The sequence below is a fragment of the Clostridium saccharobutylicum DSM 13864 genome, from assembly GCF_000473995.1.
In the GTDB taxonomy this organism is placed as follows: Bacteria; Bacillota; Clostridia; order Clostridiales; family Clostridiaceae; genus Clostridium; species Clostridium saccharobutylicum.
Genome location: NC_022571.1, coordinates 953570 through 969455, shown reverse-complemented (window position 1 = coordinate 969455; position 15886 = coordinate 953570). Strand labels below are relative to the sequence as shown.

At 27.8% G+C, this 15886-nt stretch carries 15 protein-coding genes; 1 reads left to right on the top strand and 14 read right to left on the bottom strand.

Features of this window, described 5'->3' with window-relative positions:
• Window positions 1-8 precede the first annotated feature (8 nt).
• From CLSA_RS04310 to CLSA_RS04285, 7 genes are all read right to left on the bottom strand, one after another.
• A complete protein-coding gene (locus CLSA_RS04310) occupies window positions 9-689 on the bottom strand; it encodes a helix-turn-helix domain-containing protein (protein WP_022744183.1) in 681 nt (226 codons plus the stop codon).
• Between the two features lie 105 nt (window positions 690-794).
• Window positions 795-1520 carry a YczE/YyaS/YitT family protein gene (locus CLSA_RS04305; RefSeq protein WP_022744182.1) on the bottom strand — a complete coding sequence of 242 codons (726 nt, stop codon included), beginning with the start codon at window positions 1518-1520 and terminating at the stop codon, window positions 795-797.
• 501 nt (window positions 1521-2021) lie between these two features.
• Complete coding sequence (gene gltA, locus CLSA_RS04300) at window positions 2022-3416, bottom strand: NADPH-dependent glutamate synthase (protein WP_022744181.1); 1395 nt, start codon at window positions 3414-3416, stop codon at window positions 2022-2024.
• Window positions 3416-4306, bottom strand: coding sequence for a sulfide/dihydroorotate dehydrogenase-like FAD/NAD-binding protein (locus tag CLSA_RS04295; protein WP_022744180.1), 891 nt, complete (start codon window positions 4304-4306; stop codon window positions 3416-3418). The genes gltA and CLSA_RS04295 overlap by 1 nt, the downstream gene beginning before the upstream one ends.
• Window positions 4307-4555: 249 nt before the next feature.
• The gene (locus tag CLSA_RS04290; RefSeq protein WP_022744179.1) at window positions 4556-5806 is read right to left on the bottom strand and encodes a sensor histidine kinase; all 1251 of its coding nucleotides are present in this window, start codon (window positions 5804-5806) and stop codon (window positions 4556-4558) included.
• 37 nt (window positions 5807-5843) lie between these two features.
• Entirely contained in the window at window positions 5844-5969 is a 126-nt protein-coding gene (locus CLSA_RS24200) for a hypothetical protein (protein ID WP_022744178.1), read from the bottom strand.
• A 54-nt stretch (window positions 5970-6023) separates the two neighbouring features.
• On the bottom strand, window positions 6024-6578 hold the full coding sequence (locus CLSA_RS04285) for an accessory gene regulator ArgB-like protein (protein WP_022744177.1): 555 nt from the start codon (window positions 6576-6578) through the stop codon (window positions 6024-6026).
• Between the two features lie 404 nt (window positions 6579-6982).
• Between CLSA_RS04285 and CLSA_RS04280 the strand changes: the two genes are divergently transcribed.
• The gene (locus CLSA_RS04280; protein WP_022744176.1) at window positions 6983-7543 is read left to right on the top strand and encodes a class I SAM-dependent methyltransferase; all 561 of its coding nucleotides are present in this window, start codon (window positions 6983-6985) and stop codon (window positions 7541-7543) included.
• 646 nt (window positions 7544-8189) lie between these two features.
• Here the strand turns inward: CLSA_RS04280 and CLSA_RS04275 are convergent.
• From CLSA_RS04275 to CLSA_RS04240, 7 genes are all read right to left on the bottom strand, one after another.
• On the bottom strand, window positions 8190-9311 hold the full coding sequence (locus CLSA_RS04275) for a 2-aminoethylphosphonate aminotransferase (protein ID WP_022744175.1): 1122 nt from the start codon (window positions 9309-9311) through the stop codon (window positions 8190-8192).
• Between the two features lie 41 nt (window positions 9312-9352).
• Window positions 9353-10486, bottom strand: coding sequence for a phosphonopyruvate decarboxylase (gene aepY / locus CLSA_RS04270; RefSeq protein WP_022744174.1), 1134 nt, complete (start codon window positions 10484-10486; stop codon window positions 9353-9355).
• Window positions 10487-10605: 119 nt separating this feature from the next.
• On the bottom strand, window positions 10606-11904 hold the full coding sequence (gene aepX, locus CLSA_RS04265) for a phosphoenolpyruvate mutase (protein WP_022744173.1): 1299 nt from the start codon (window positions 11902-11904) through the stop codon (window positions 10606-10608).
• Between the two features lies 1 nt (window position 11905).
• Window positions 11906-12679, bottom strand: a complete 774-nt coding sequence (locus tag CLSA_RS04260) for a phosphocholine cytidylyltransferase family protein (protein WP_022744172.1) — start codon at window positions 12677-12679, stop codon at window positions 11906-11908.
• A gap of 231 nt (window positions 12680-12910) precedes the next feature.
• Window positions 12911-13915, bottom strand: coding sequence for a hypothetical protein (locus tag CLSA_RS04255; RefSeq protein ID WP_022744171.1), 1005 nt, complete (start codon window positions 13913-13915; stop codon window positions 12911-12913).
• Between the two features lie 172 nt (window positions 13916-14087).
• Window positions 14088-14741, bottom strand: a complete 654-nt coding sequence (locus tag CLSA_RS04250; RefSeq protein WP_022744170.1) for an ABC-2 transporter permease — start codon at window positions 14739-14741, stop codon at window positions 14088-14090.
• 284 nt (window positions 14742-15025) lie between these two features.
• Window positions 15026-15883 carry an ABC transporter ATP-binding protein gene (locus CLSA_RS04240; RefSeq protein WP_022744169.1) on the bottom strand — a complete coding sequence of 286 codons (858 nt, stop codon included), beginning with the start codon at window positions 15881-15883 and terminating at the stop codon, window positions 15026-15028.
• Window positions 15884-15886: the final 3 nt, after the last annotated feature.

Here is a 15886-nt window from a genome sequence, read left to right as displayed (position 1 = left end):
TCTAGTGCTTATCGCCTTCTTTCTACTTCCTTCAATTTTTTTAAGAAATCATTCTCCATCTTTAAACGTCTATTTTCTGCTTCAATAAGTTTTAGTTGTGCTGATAATTTATCAGACTCAGTAAGCTCCTCAGGCTCTTTACGCTTACCGCGACGGTCCATTAACTCTTCATATCCATTAGATTTATATTTTCTTACCCATGTATAAACTTGTTGATAAGAAACCTTAAATTTATCAGCAGTGGCTTGATAATCATCATTATTCGAAATGCAGAATGCAACAATCTCAATTCTTTCTTCATAAGTGGTTTTTCTTCCATTAGTCATAATTCTATCCCCTTGCTTATTGTGAGATTTAAATATCTTATGACTATTATACTTCTTAATCCATTGTTGGAGACTATAAATTGATGGAATTTCATATTTAGTGCATATATTTTCCAATGAACCGTTGCCATCAAGATAATCATGAATTGCCATATATTTGATTTCTTCTGAATAAATTTTATTTTTATGAGTAACAACTAATCCGTTTTCACCATTCATATTATACTTACGAATCCAATTCCTAAATGATTGATTATGGATGCTAAAATCAGAACATATTTGTGCAGCACTTTTTTCACCTGATAGGTAAGATTTAATAACTCTTAGCTTTTCTTCAATAGAAACTTTTTCTTTTCTGCCCATAAAAAACACCCCCTTTATAGAAACAGTTTTATTATTTTAACTGTCTACTATAAAGGGAGCATATCATTTTAGCAACTACTTTTTTGATTATACATTAAATATATTTTAAGCTTGAACAGCTACTTCGCTATCATCTTCGTTTTGTTCTTTAGCTTGTCCTGTTAGCATATTTACGAATTTTTCTCCGTATGGAAGACAGAATTGTATAAATGGTCCTATTGCTACCATTGATATTACCGTACCAACTCCAACTTTTCCACCTAATAAAAATCCTATAATTAAATATCCTGCATCTAGTGTTATTCTAATCCAACGATATTGAACTTTAGTTTTATCTTGTATTATAAATGGAACAATATCATTTGGTGCAACACCTACATTAGTAGCTGATAAAACTGAAAATCCTACTGCAATTATAAAACATCCAAATACAACTAATAATGCTCTTACAAAATAATTATAAGAATCCACTGGGAATAACGATACAACCTTTACACCAAGGTCAATAATAGGTCCAACCCCTACAACACAAATTAATGTTCCTATGTTTATACGTTTTCTTTCAATGCAAATTATTGCTGTAAATAATACAACTAAAATTATCATGTTAGCTACGCCTGGTGTTACTTCTGGTTTTCCTGCTATAAATTTAACTAGTCCAAAATTTCTTAATTCAGTTTTGTCTAATGTAGACGCTAATCCTTGTGTAAAAACTGTAAAAGTATCAGAACCAATATTAGTCTTTAAAAATAGTGCTACACCGAACTGAATTATACTCATTCCAACGAAAAATAAAATTAGTCTTTTAATTAGGTTAATTGCTTTGTTCACTTTCATTCTTCCTTCTCTTTAAAATTTATTACTTCTAATATATAACTCGTGTTATCGCGCTATATCTGCTTCGCCCCTTGATGTAAATGTTTGTACATAAGACTATGAGATAATTATCTTTATTTACTGTCTAGAGTATATTCTATAATACAAATTTAAATTTGTCAAAGAAAAAATTCAAAAAAAATCAAATTCGTTCACATTCATTCATAGCTTATTGGTAAATTGTTATAATAACTGAGAAAGCACTGTTGATTTGAATTATTGATATGATAGTATAGAAAACATTTCATTTGATTATTATACTTCTAATTAACCATGTATGCAATAAGGCACATTCAAAAAAATAACAATTCCATCTGCCAAGATTATTTTTAATCATGACATTTTGAACTTGTTATTTTCTTTCATATGCATAAGAGCCTTAAAAGCTTAATTTTAAGGCTCCTTAATATCTATTTTTTTGTTTTATAAAGTATCAATTTAGAAATTCATGATATTCTACTTACTTTGTAAATATTCATCAATAGCTGCTGCAGCTTTTTTACCAGCACCCATAGCTAAAATTACTGTTGCTGCTCCTGTTACTGCATCTCCACCAGCATAAACTGCTTCTTTTGTAGTTAATCCTGTTTCTTCTTCTGCCACAATACATCTTCTCTTATTAATTTCTAATCCATTAGTTGTTGATGAAATTAATGGATTTGGTGATGTTCCAAGAGACATTATTACAGTATCTAAATCCATAATAAATTCAGACCCTTCAACTTCAATTGGACTTCTTCTTCCAGATGGATCTGGTTCACCAAGTTCCATTCTTATGCACTTCATTCCTTTAACCCATCCGTTTTCATCCACTAAAATTTCTTTTGGATTTGTTAATAAATCAAAGATTACACCTTCTTCTTTAGCATGATGTACTTCTTCTGCTCTTGCCGGAAGTTCAGATTCTCCTCTTCTATAAACAATATGACTCTCTGCACCTAGTCTTAATGCTGTTCTTGCTGCATCCATAGCAACATTTCCACCACCAACTATTGCAACTTTTTTACCAGCTCTAACTGGTGTATCATATCCTTCTACTGCAGCTTTCATTAAGTTAACTCTAGTTAAAAATTCATTTGCTGAGAATACTCCGTTTGCATTTTCTCCATCTATCCCCATAAATCTTGGAAGTCCTGCACCAGATCCTATAAATACTGCTTTAAATCCTTCATCTTCAAACAATTCATCTATAGTTATTGTTCTTCCTATGATAACATTAGTTTCTATTTTAACACCTAACTTTTTAATGTTTTCGACTTCATTTTTAACGACTTTTTCTTTTGGAAGTCTAAATTCTGGAATACCATATTCTAAAACTCCGCCAGCCTTGTGAAGTGCTTCAAATATAGTAACATCATATCCTCTTTTAGCCAAATCTCCAGCACAAGTTAATCCTGATGGACCACTTCCTATAACAGCCACCTTAATTCCATTTTTAGCTTCTGTTTCACTTAAATCAACATTATGTGACGCTGCCCAATCTGCTGTAAATCTTTCAAGTTTACCAATAGATACAGCATGGCCCTTTATTCCTAGTACGCACTTTCCTTCACATTGCTTTTCTTGTGGACATACTCTTCCACATACTGCTGGTAGTGCACTATACTTAGAAATTTCCTTTGCAGCATTTTCAAACTCGCTATTTTTAACATGTTCAACAAATCCAGGAATATTAATAGATACTGGGCATCCCTTTACGCATTGAGGATTTTTACAATTTAAACATCTTGAAGCTTCTTTTGTAGCTTCCTCTTCGTTATATCCAATACAAACTTCTTCAAAATTTTTAGCTCTAACTTTAGGATCTTGCTCTCTTACAGGTATTCTAATTAATCTTTCATTCATATCCATTATTTATCACCTCTGCAACCACAGCCACCATGACTATGAGTATTTCCTTCTTCTAACTTTAAAGTAGCTCTTCCTTCTTCAGTCTTATACATAGCTTGTCTTCTCATTGATTCATCGTAATTTACTAAATGACCATCAAATTCTGGTCCATCAACACAAGCAAATTTAACTTTTCCTCCAACGGTAACTCTGCAAGCTCCACACATTCCTGTACCATCAACCATTATTGGATTAAGACTTACTGTAGTTGAAATTCCTAATTCCTTAGTTAGCATAGAAGTAAATTTCATCATTATCATAGGTCCTATGATAACTGCATGATCATACTTTTTGCCTTGATTATTAACTAGTTCCTTAAGCATATCTGATCCAGTTCCTTTAAATCCATAAGAGCCATCATCAGTTGTCACATATAAATTCCCTGAAACTTTCTTTAGTTCTTCTTCATATATCAACAAATCTTTGTTTCTGCTTCCTAAAATAACATCTACAGCAATTCCATTTTCATGCATCCATTTTACTTGAGGATATACCGGTGCTGCCCCAACACCCCCTGCTATAAATATTATCTTTTTATCCTTTAATTCTTCTAAGTTTTCATGTACAAATTCACTAGGTTGTCCTAATGGTCCAACAAAATCACATACACATTCTCCTACTTCATATGTAGCTAACTCTTTTGTGCTTTTTCCAACTGTTTGAAATACTATCGATACAGTTCCCTTTTCTTTATCATAATCTGCAATTGTTAAAGGAATTCTTTCTCCTTTTTCATCATTTTTAATAATTATGAATTGTCCTGGTTTTGCAGCCTTTGCTACTCTAGGAGCTTCAATTTCCATTAAATATATATTTTGCGTAAGCTCCATTTTGTTAATTATTTTATACATTCCATAGCACCCCTTTGTTATGTTACGTACAATCAAGAAAACAATAGATACGCATACTAATGCATTATTTTCTTAATTGTGCTTAGATATATTTCACTTAACAGTTTACACTATTCTTGATAAATTATAAATATTTGTTTATGTTTTATTTGTGTAAAAATAATCCATTTATCATTCAAAAAAATGATAAAAACATTTAAATTTTTTAAATATTTTTATCATTTCTCAAAATAATTATCATATTATTAATTATTTTATAGGCAAGACTATTTTAAATTGAGTAGATACATCTGTACTTTTTACAGATATTTTTCCCTTGTAACTCTCTACTAAATTTTTTACTATATGTAATCCAAAACCATGACTTTTGTCATTATTATCTTTAGTCGTAAATCCAGATTTAAATATGTCTTCTAAATGCTTTTCTTCTATTTTAGGTCCGTTATTTTCTATTTTTATTATTATATTTCCTGAATATTCATAAGTCTTGGCTATTATTATCCCTTTACCATTCATTGCCCTAATAGCATTATTTACTATATTAGATATAATTCTATAAAGTTCAATTTCTTCCATGATTACTAATTTAAAGTCGCACTTTTCTTCTACTATTACATGTATTCCTTTATCTATAGCTGGTTTTAATGCAAGAGACAATAATGAATTCTCATTATCACTAATTTCTACAGCTGTTGGTGTTGATTCATTGTTATTTATAATATCCTTTAAAGATTTTTTTAAATCATCAAACCTTTCCATAAGACAAAGACCATATAAATAAGAAATTTGAGCACCATAATCATGTTTTATTTTTCTAAGCTCATTATTTTTAATTTCTAAAGATTTATTCAATTCATAAATCTGCTTTGATTTTTGATTTATTCTCCAAAAATAAACAATAACAGCAATAAAAAACAAGAAAAATAGTATATATATAATATCTCTAATTAGTTGGCTTTCTATACCTAAAGACAACATATAAAAAGTAGTTATAAAATCTAATATAAAACTAATTATTAAGAAATTTATATAAAACTTTTCCATTATAATTAATCTATAAACTTCTTTTATTTTATCAATATGTTTAAAATAAAAAAACAATATTATCCATTCAGGAACATAAATAGTACAAATTTTAATATAATTTATATATCCAATGATTATCATTTCATTAATAAATTCATATATTATGCTACAAAATACAATAGTGTAGATTTGTATAATAAAATAACTCATTGTGTGTGCAGTTATTGCACATACAATATTTTTTTTATAAAATCCAACTACCACACATAAAGCTAATATATGAGTTATAAGTATCGATATTGGACTATTATATCCCATTAATATAAACAAAAAACTTCCTATTATTGAAAACACCAGAATCATTAAACATAATTTAACCTTGCTTACTTTATATTCCTCATCTATACAATAATTTATTGTATACCCAAATGCTATTGACTGTAATATCGAAGTTATTATATCTATTATAATCAATGTAAATTATGCCTCCTAAATTAATAAACTGAAACGCTTATCTTAATTTTTTCATATATTCAGGCATTTCTTCAGTTCCATACCCTCCATATGATGCTGGAGCTAATGAAATCATAGAGTTTGATACTCTTTTTAAAAATACACATATTAATTTTTTTATCATAAAATCACCATCCTTTTAATTTTTATAAAAAAATATAATAAACAACTAAATTTATTAATATTTTCTTTTATCAAACATGAGTAAAGCTTCAAATAATATTGTCCATGTTATTAATAAATAATAATTACTATAGTTATATAAAACTATAGATATTATTCCAATTATTATTGAGTTTCTTACACCTCTAATTCTATTTTTCTTTATTAACTCTAGATTTGTAAGTGGCATTTTAGAATTTATTATTGGAGCCTGATTCCATATACAAAATATGCTCAGAACAATTAATATAACATTACTTACGAAACTTAGGCTACATTGCAAACTTAGAATCAATATTCCAGCTGCTAATAACAAAGTTGCTATAAAACACTTAATTTGAGTTTCTTCATGATATCCACCTATAAAAGGCTTAATAAGACACATCATCACTGTGATAATTAAGGATTGCTTTAAATATCCAAATAAAGAAAAAATAATTATTAATGAAAACGCTTTTATAAATTCATATAAAATAGTTCTTAAAGCATAGTCCATCTGTTCAATATCATCTTTACTACACTCATCATTTGCTACACTATTTACTATTTTGTTAGAAAGTTCCTTTATCATTTTAATCTCTCTTTTGTTATTTATTTGATAATAATAACATTATAAACCATTTTTTGTTAATTTTCAACATATTTATAATCTTTTTATGCCTCTTTATAGCCTTTTAATGACATAACTTGAAAAATTATTTGTTAGATTTTATTAATCACATGGACTTGGTATTTTTTTAATGTTCCTTACGTAATGCTATATTTATAATTTAATTTTTTAACTTAAATGAAAAATACTCAATACTTTTAGTTTATTTGATGAACTTATTGTAGTGAACATTGAACCATGATAATATAATGTTGTTCAATAAATGAACCTAATTTATTATTAAATAAATTTTCTTCAAAATTAATGATTATTATAATCATTAATTTGATATTTACATTATTATTTAAATTCAGGAGGAGAGAATTATGGAAGATATGTCATATTGGAAAGAAGTTTGGGAAAGAAAAGGTAGAAGTAATACTAAGTGTTTAGAAGAATTAGATGGATACGAAGATACAACTGCTAATGTAAAAGAAATTGCAAGACAAATTACTATTGAATTGGATATTAAGGAAACTGATAAGATATTAGAAGTTGCTTGCGGTGCTGGTGGACTAGCTCAATATATAAAATGTGGTGAGTATGTTGGCGTGGATTACTCTAGTACTCTTGTAAAAAAACATATTAAATTGCTTAATAACTCAGTTTTACATGGAGAAGCAAATGATTTAATTTTTAAAGATAAAAGTTTCGATAAAGTATTCTGCTTTGGTGCATTTCACTACTTTCCAAATCAAGAATATGCAAAACAAGCAATTGCTGAATTAAAGAGAATAGCAAAAGATGCAATCTTTATTGGTGATTTACCTGTCACTTCACATAGAGAAGAGCACTTATTATATGATAAAAAAGACTTCCAAGACTGGAATATAACTGATGGTTACTACAATCCATGTAGATTTAACGTTTCGCTAAAATTGCGTTAACCAGTATTTAATGTATCACAAAACATTGAAGTTTTGTGATGACTAACCGAAATATTACAAATATATGTTTCGCAGGACTAGGAAAATTTCATTGAGAGTTACTAAATAAGAGGTTGCATCGCCTACAGATTGCTACAAAGGCAAGCTTTCAACAATCAATAGGTGAACAACCTCTCATTAAGTAACTCCAACAATTCATTTTCCAATGCCTGCTGCACATATATTGGTAACATTTCTTTGTTTTGTGATAACTTTAAGTATTTTTCGTATAAATATTTAAACTTAAACTAAATCTACCTCATATCTTAATAGATATATGAACTAGAAATATGTAGCTTTTATTTCTAGTTAACAAATTAACTTTTTTAACATATCAACCTTACTTTTATTATATTAATGTTCATTGTTATTACTAATCTAAAGTAGTTTAGCACAAACAGAGAAATTAGCCACATATTTGTGAAATAGGCCTTGAAAATAAGCTGCTTAAACATCTTAATGTCTGGTTGTTCCATTTTAGTTTGTCTAAATTTTATATTTGGAGCAAACTGAAGTAGGTACAACCTGGCATTTAGATGTTCCCAGCGAAATTTTCTTAGTCCTATGGAACAAATATGTGGCTAATTTCGGTTAGCATTGCCAAACTTTAATGTTTTGCAATTTCATGGAAATATTCTCGTAATATTTCTATGAAATTTTTTATTTCTTCTGGATATATTTCTCCTATATTGGCTATTCTAAAAGTGTTTGTTGAACATATTTTTCCTGGATAAATAGTGAAACCTCTTTCATATAAATAATCATGAAGTTCTTCAAAACTATATCCTGATATATTAGGTTCAATAATTGATGTTAATAACATAGATGCATTCTCATCTTTTACCAATCTCTTTAACTTTAATCTATCTAAACCATCCCAAAGAATTTTGCAGCAAGACTTATATCTTTTGTATCTCTTTTCTATAGTCTCTTCCTTAGCTTCTATTATAGCTTGTTTTAATGCATATAAAACTTGAACTGGAGGTGTAAATCGCATTTGATAATTATCTTTAAAATATGAATATTGTTTGTATAAATTTAAATACAGATTTCTTGATTTAATACTTTTAGTTTTTTCTAAAGCTTCTATATTGGCAATTACAAAACTTACTCCTGCCATGCCCTGTATGCATTTATTAGAACTTGAAGCTAAATATTTTATATTCATTTCTTCCATATTAATAGGTATTCCTGCAAAAGAACTCATTGCATCAACTATCATATCTATATTATATTTTCTGCAAATTTTACCTACACCTTTTATATCATTTAGTATTCCTGTAGTTGTTTCATGATGTATGACTGCAACATGAGTTATACCATATTGCTTTTCATTTATATTATAACTTCTTATTTTATTTTCTAACTCATTTAAATCTATTCCATCAATAGGTGAACTTTTAAATTCTATATAGTTTAGTTTATAAATTTCTGCTATCTCACACATTCGCTTTCCATAAGCACCATTATTTATTATCAAAATAGCCCCATTATCAACTACTGAACTTAAAATAGATTCAACAGCTGCTGTTCCTGACCCACCAAATAATACAGTTGTGCATTTACCACTTGAAGCTACTAAATTAGTAAGTTCTAATGATATAAATTCCATTACAGTTCCAAAATCATTTTCTCTTGGGCAAATATCTGGAACAACTTGTGCAAATTTTACGCTATCAGAAGTTGTTGCAGGTCCTGGATTTAACAATATATTTCTCTTAATATCCATTTTTATTTCTCCTATCTTAATTTCAAATTAAAAGCTTTATATCAATCCTGTAAAAAATTCATAAAAGCAATTTTATTCTCAATTGGTGTTTTAGTAGGTCTCCCTAAATCTTTTCTAGCACCCTTTTTAACTTTTATTTCCAATAATACTGATCCTTCAGAATTTTTTATTTTCTCTGAATACATCATAATTTCATTCTTTGATGAACATGAATAACATTCCTTATATCCACAAGCTTTTGCAATACTTACTATATCTATTTTTAATCCAACAGTTTCTTGTCCTCCAACCGAATCATGAGCTCCATTATTTATTAATATGTGCTTAAAATTTTTAACTTCTTGATTTCCTATTATAGCTAACCCTCCAAGATGCATAATCATCGCGCCATCTCCGTCAATGCAATAAACATCATTTTCCTTATTATTTAATGCAATTCCTAAAGCTATCTGCGAAGCATGTCCCATAGATCCTACAGTTAAAAAATCTTTATTATGATTTTCTTGACGTTTTTCTCTAAGTTCAAATAATTCCCTTGATGTCATTCCTGTAGTTGATACTATTGTTGAATTTTCATTCATACACGATAGTAAAACTTCTATAGCTTCTTCTCTTGTTAAATCAAAATTCACAATAGAATTATCCTTAAGATTATATTCACCAAAGGCTCCTTTTTTTATAATTAAAGCATACGGCTCATTATTTTTCTTCATATATTCGCAAGCTGTTCTCACTTTTAGTTTCATATCATCACAATTAATATTTTCATCTATAATTTCATATGGTATTTCCATAACATCTAAAATTTTAGTTGTAATCAATCCTTGCTTGTTATGCTGCGGTTCATCTTTTTTACCTGGTTCACCTCTCCAGCCAATAAGTAAAAGCATTGGTATACTATAAACTAATTTATCACAAAGAGATGCAAGTGGATTTATAGCATTTCCTATTCCTGAATTTTGCATATAGACAAGTCCTATCTTTCCAGTGCTTAAATGATATCCACTTGCAAGTCCTATGGCATTGCCCTCATTTGCAGCCATTATATGCTTATCATTACTTACATTATCTTTTATATAACCACAAAAAGATTTTAACAATGAATCAGGAACTCCTGTAAAAAAATCTATTTCATTATTTAATAACTCATTATAAAACTCTTTAACATCAACCATTTAAATCAACTCCAATTTCAATTGATTAATAATGAATGATAAAGATTAAGATAAAAATTTCTCATAATTTTTTAATCTTTTAGAAATTCCCTATCCATTCTTCATCATTCATTCTCTTATTACATTCCACCAGGAATCAATGTAAGTATTTCCTTTATTGGCATACAGTTAGATGAGGCTTCCTTAGATCTTTCATTTTCTAATATACTCTTTGCAGTATTCACCATTGCTGGGTATGCACTTCTAATGAGATGATTTGCGTAAATAATCACATTTATGCCCAATTCAACTAATTCATCTTCCTTCATAAAATTATAAGAAGTTGGAACTACCACTAATGGCACCTTATTTTCAATTTCATTATATCTTTTACAAAATTCAACTATCTCTTTTCCGTCTTTCTCTTTACTATGAATCATAATTCCATCAGTACCAGCTTCAATATAAGCTTTTGCCCTATTTATTGCATCATCCATTCCCGCTTTTAATATTAAACTTTCAATTCTTGAAATTATCATAAAATCGCTAGTTACTCTAGCTTCTCTTCCTGCTTTTATTTTTTCCGAGAAATGTTCCATACTATCTTGTGTTTGTTTAACTTCAGTTCCAAATAAAGAATTTTTCTTAAGGCCTGTCTTATCTTCAATAATTATTGCTGATACACCTAATCTTTCTAGAGTTTTAACTGTATAAACAAAATGCTCAATTTGTCCACCTGTATCACCATCAACAATTATTGGCTTTGTTGTAACTTCTAAAATATCATTAATTGTGTTTAACCTTGATGTTAAATCTACCAATTCTATATCTGGCTTACCTTTAGCCGTTGAATCACATAAGGAACTTATCCACATTCCATCAAATTCTTTAATCTTACCATTCTTTTCAACTTTAGTTTTTTCAACAATCAATCCTGTTAAACCATTATGAGCTTCAAGTATCCTTACTGGCTTTTTAGAATAAATTAATTCCTTTAAACTTTTCATTCTCTTTTGAGGAGTTATTCCGATTTCCGCTAATTGTTCATCTAATTTTGAAATAGATACACCTTGAGTATAAGTAACTTCAACAAGTTTTCCTCCCCATTCTTTTATTGCATTTATAACTTTATCTCTAAACACCTTTTGAGATCCTTCTATCCAATCATCACCGTGAACAACATAATCAGGTTTTATATCTAACAAATTTGGAACTTGGTCTAAAGTATCTTGAAGTACTACTTGTACAACTCCCTTAATATTTTCAATCACTTCTTTTCTTTCGTCATACTTCATTATTGGATTTCTCCAATAGCCTCTAATTACATCATCTGTATGTAACCCTACTATTACATCTCCTAATTTTTTAGCTTCATTTAATACATTTAAATGTCCTTGATGAATTATATCTGCGCTCATAGCTACATAAACTTTTTTCATATTATAAACCACTCCTAACTTTATTAACTTTCTCTAATCTAGGAAGTATTGTTTTTTCTATTCTATTAAGATGATTTTTATCATCAATTTCTCCCCATATTAAATTTTCAATTTTTAAGTATCCTATTTTTCTATTTTTTGCCGCATCAAACATGGCATTTTCATAATCATACTTTTTTGTCCTTTGACCATACTCCATTGTTTCAATATTAAAATTTTTATATTGTTTTAACATTTCCTTATATAATTCTATTGAAATTTTTGAAATACCAACTAATTCTCCATAAACATTTTCTATTTCTTCCTTATGCTTAGATATCTTATATAAATTATCATCTCTAATTTCCACATAGCATTCATCTCCAGAATTTGTCCTTCCGCTTAACAAAACACAATCATCTTGTTCGAAATTAATAACTTTTATCAGTCCATAAACTTCATATATTAAATCACTTTCAAGCAGTAAGAAATCTTCCTTTAATTCATGTTCCAATATTGATAAAGAAGTCATACTCCCTGTTGCCTTATATTTTCTATTTTTTATTGTTTTAATATATTTATTTTTTTTTGCTAATTCATCATAAGATTCACTTAAATGACCTGTAACAATATAAATTTTGTCTATTCCTAAACTCCTAAGCTTTTCAATTGATCTTTCTACCAAGGTCTTTCCATTTACTTTTATAAGACCTTTTGGAACTTTATTTTGAGTTATATCCTGTAATCTAGACCCCATTCCTGCAGCTAATATAACTGCTGTTTTTATTCTTCCCATTTGATCTCATCCCCCATTATTGAAACTTCACATTACATTATTTTATTCTATTGTCCCAAAATATAGTTATTATTTTCCCGTTCACCACAAGTTCATTTTTTGAACAACATTATACTAACACCTTTCATTGTTCAATACAATATGTTCATTGGAAAATAAAAAAACTGAGCCAAGATGACTTGTATATCATCTTGACTCAGTTAAATATAGTATCTATTTATTAGGTATATTCTATTTTCCGTTATAAGCTGTAGCTAAACCTGATGTTGCTTCTTGTGCTGTAGCCTGAACATTTGTCTTTTCATTTCCTTTAGAAACTAATTTATTAAATTCTGCTTGAGTAACTTTTATTTTACTAGTTGGAAAATCTATTGATTTCACTTCACTCTTAGAAGCTTTTTGATTTAATGAAATTGACATATTCATTAAATCTTTAACTTTTATATTTATATTTGTATCTGCAGTATAATCATTGTCACTAAATATTTTTTTTGAATAAATATTTGAACCAGCAAATTGTGCTTTAATATCACTTATACCAGAATTAAATTCATCACCATTAACTGCTGTTTTCATATTATTCATATCTTCATCAGTTAATTTTAAATTAAATGTACTATTAATTTTTTCTATATTATTTGATGCTGCTTTAATTGCTTTAACGCCTAAATCTACTGTTGCATCTGTATCAAGATTTAAAGTATATTCTCTTCCATTTTGAGAATATGGTAAATCAAGATCATTATTATCTCCAAATATCATTTTGCTTAATTCAATTATTGAATCTGGTTTACTAGTTAAAGTCTTCATTAGATCATTATCATATCCTAAATCTATTCCAATATAATCTTCCTTTATATTTGCTAATCCTTCCGGAACAGCTTGACCATTCATTGTATAATTTGCTTCATAATAGCTCTTATTAATGTAGGCAATTCCATCTTCTATATAGCATTTAATATCTGGAATTTTAATTTTCCCTTGTGTATTATTAAATTTAACTTCTGAATATCCGTTCTCACCTGAACAATATCCTGTAGCTGTAAATGTAACGTCATTCTTTTCTCCTTTTGCATCAACACTAACTGTTCCTGTTGCTTCAGAAGTTGTTGCTTCCCAGCTAGATGTATTAGCAAGTTCCTTTGCATAATTAGTTGTCGCCTCGCTACAACCAGTCATTGCTGCTACACTTAAAGTTGCAGCCATAATAATTGCTAATGTTTTTTTAATTTTCATTTTCTATTCCCCCATTTCAAATGTTTAATTTGTACATTTCAACCATAATTAACATGTATTTAATTATATTTACATTATACATATATATTATAAATAAATGTTAATTTAAACATTAATTTAATCTTAATTTATTTTTGATTTTTTATGACAAATTTAGAGATATACAAATATCTTATATTTCTCTTTTTTTACAGATTTTAAATGAACTTAAATAAGAAATGTATCCTATAAAAATTAAAATCACTAAACCGAACATTATTAAAATAATAATATTATTAAAATCTATATTTTGAAGTATATTCTCACCTAAATATATATTTTTTTCTAATAAAAAGTTTGGTAATGCCAAAACACCTATTGCTGGTAAAAAATATATAAATGTTACTGCTTTTTCTGATCCAAATTTATAATATATAGGATACTGAATAAAACATAATATGCCACTTATAATTGCTGACAATAAAATTACCACCATCTCAATATTACTAATTTTATTTTGTAAACTTAGGTATAATATGTTAATCCCACATATAGTGAATATTAGAAACATATATGATATTAAATATAAAAATCTACCTAACACCATACTTGAAATTTTAGCTGGGAACATATAATACATTTCCGTACTTTTTTCATTCCCTTGCAAACTAAATGGGATTCTTGAAAAAATTATCAATAAAAAAAATAAATATGACATTCCAAAAACATAGGCATGTTTAAAAAACATAAATATAATGTAAAATAGAGCAATTATTAATATCTGAAACTTAGTACTTTCTTTAGTAATTCTTAAATCAAATTTCAAGTAATTTATGGAATCTTTCATATTATCAAACTTCCTTTCTCCTGCAAATTCTACACGATATCAAATAAGATATATATCCCATGATAATTAAAGTTATAATGCTACAACCTAATATATAAACGTTCTTTTCAAAAAACATATATGCCGAAAAAATTAATGCTGGTGCTACACACAATAAACTTCTTTTGCTTATCCTTAAATCTAATTTTAAATAACTTAGAATAGTTTTCATTGTTTTAAACCTCATTTCTTAAATCCTTAGTGAATTATATTATCACTATTACGATAACTTATAGTATTCTTTATTAATTTTTCCTTGCAGCATTAATGTAAAATACTATAATGTCATCTATAGATGGTTTTTCAAATAGTAAATTATCATCCAAATATTTTTTATCTTCTAAATTAATTAATCCCTCAAATCCAATATTAGATGATTTATATCCTAATAACTTTTCCTTTAATTCATTTGTCAAATCATCAGTGCCACCTTTTACTACTAAATGACTTTCTAATATATTTTCTGTTGTATCATGAAATACTTTTTCTCCATTATTAATAAAATAAAGATAATCTGTTATTTTTTCTAAGTCACTCACAATATGTGTAGAGAATATTACACTTCTCTCACCATCTGAAATGTATTCTTGTAATATTTCTAAAATTTCATTTCTAACAACAGGATCAAGTCCACTAGTTGGTTCATCTAACAAAAGTAATTTTGTATCCCTAGATAGAACACTTGCGAATGATAACTTAGCTTTCATTCCCTTTGAAAAATCCTTAATTTTTTTCTTATATGGAAGTGCCCATCTTTCAGCATATTCATTAAATTTAACTTCATCAAATGAAGAATAGAAATCTTTCAATGTATTAATTACGTCTTTCAGCGTAAAACAAGTAGGAAAATAACACTCATCTCCAATAAATCCTATCATATCCTTGTATTCTGCTTCATCATCTTCATATTGTTTTCCAAATACTCTTATTTCTCCAGTATCACGTTTAAGTTGATTCATAATAAGTTTTATTGTACTAGTCTTGCCTGCTCCATTCTGACCTATATATCCTAAAATATATCCCTTAGGCAATTCTAAATTTATATTTTTAATATTAAACCCATTAAGATCTTTATTTAAATTCTTTATTTCAAGTGCGTTCATTAC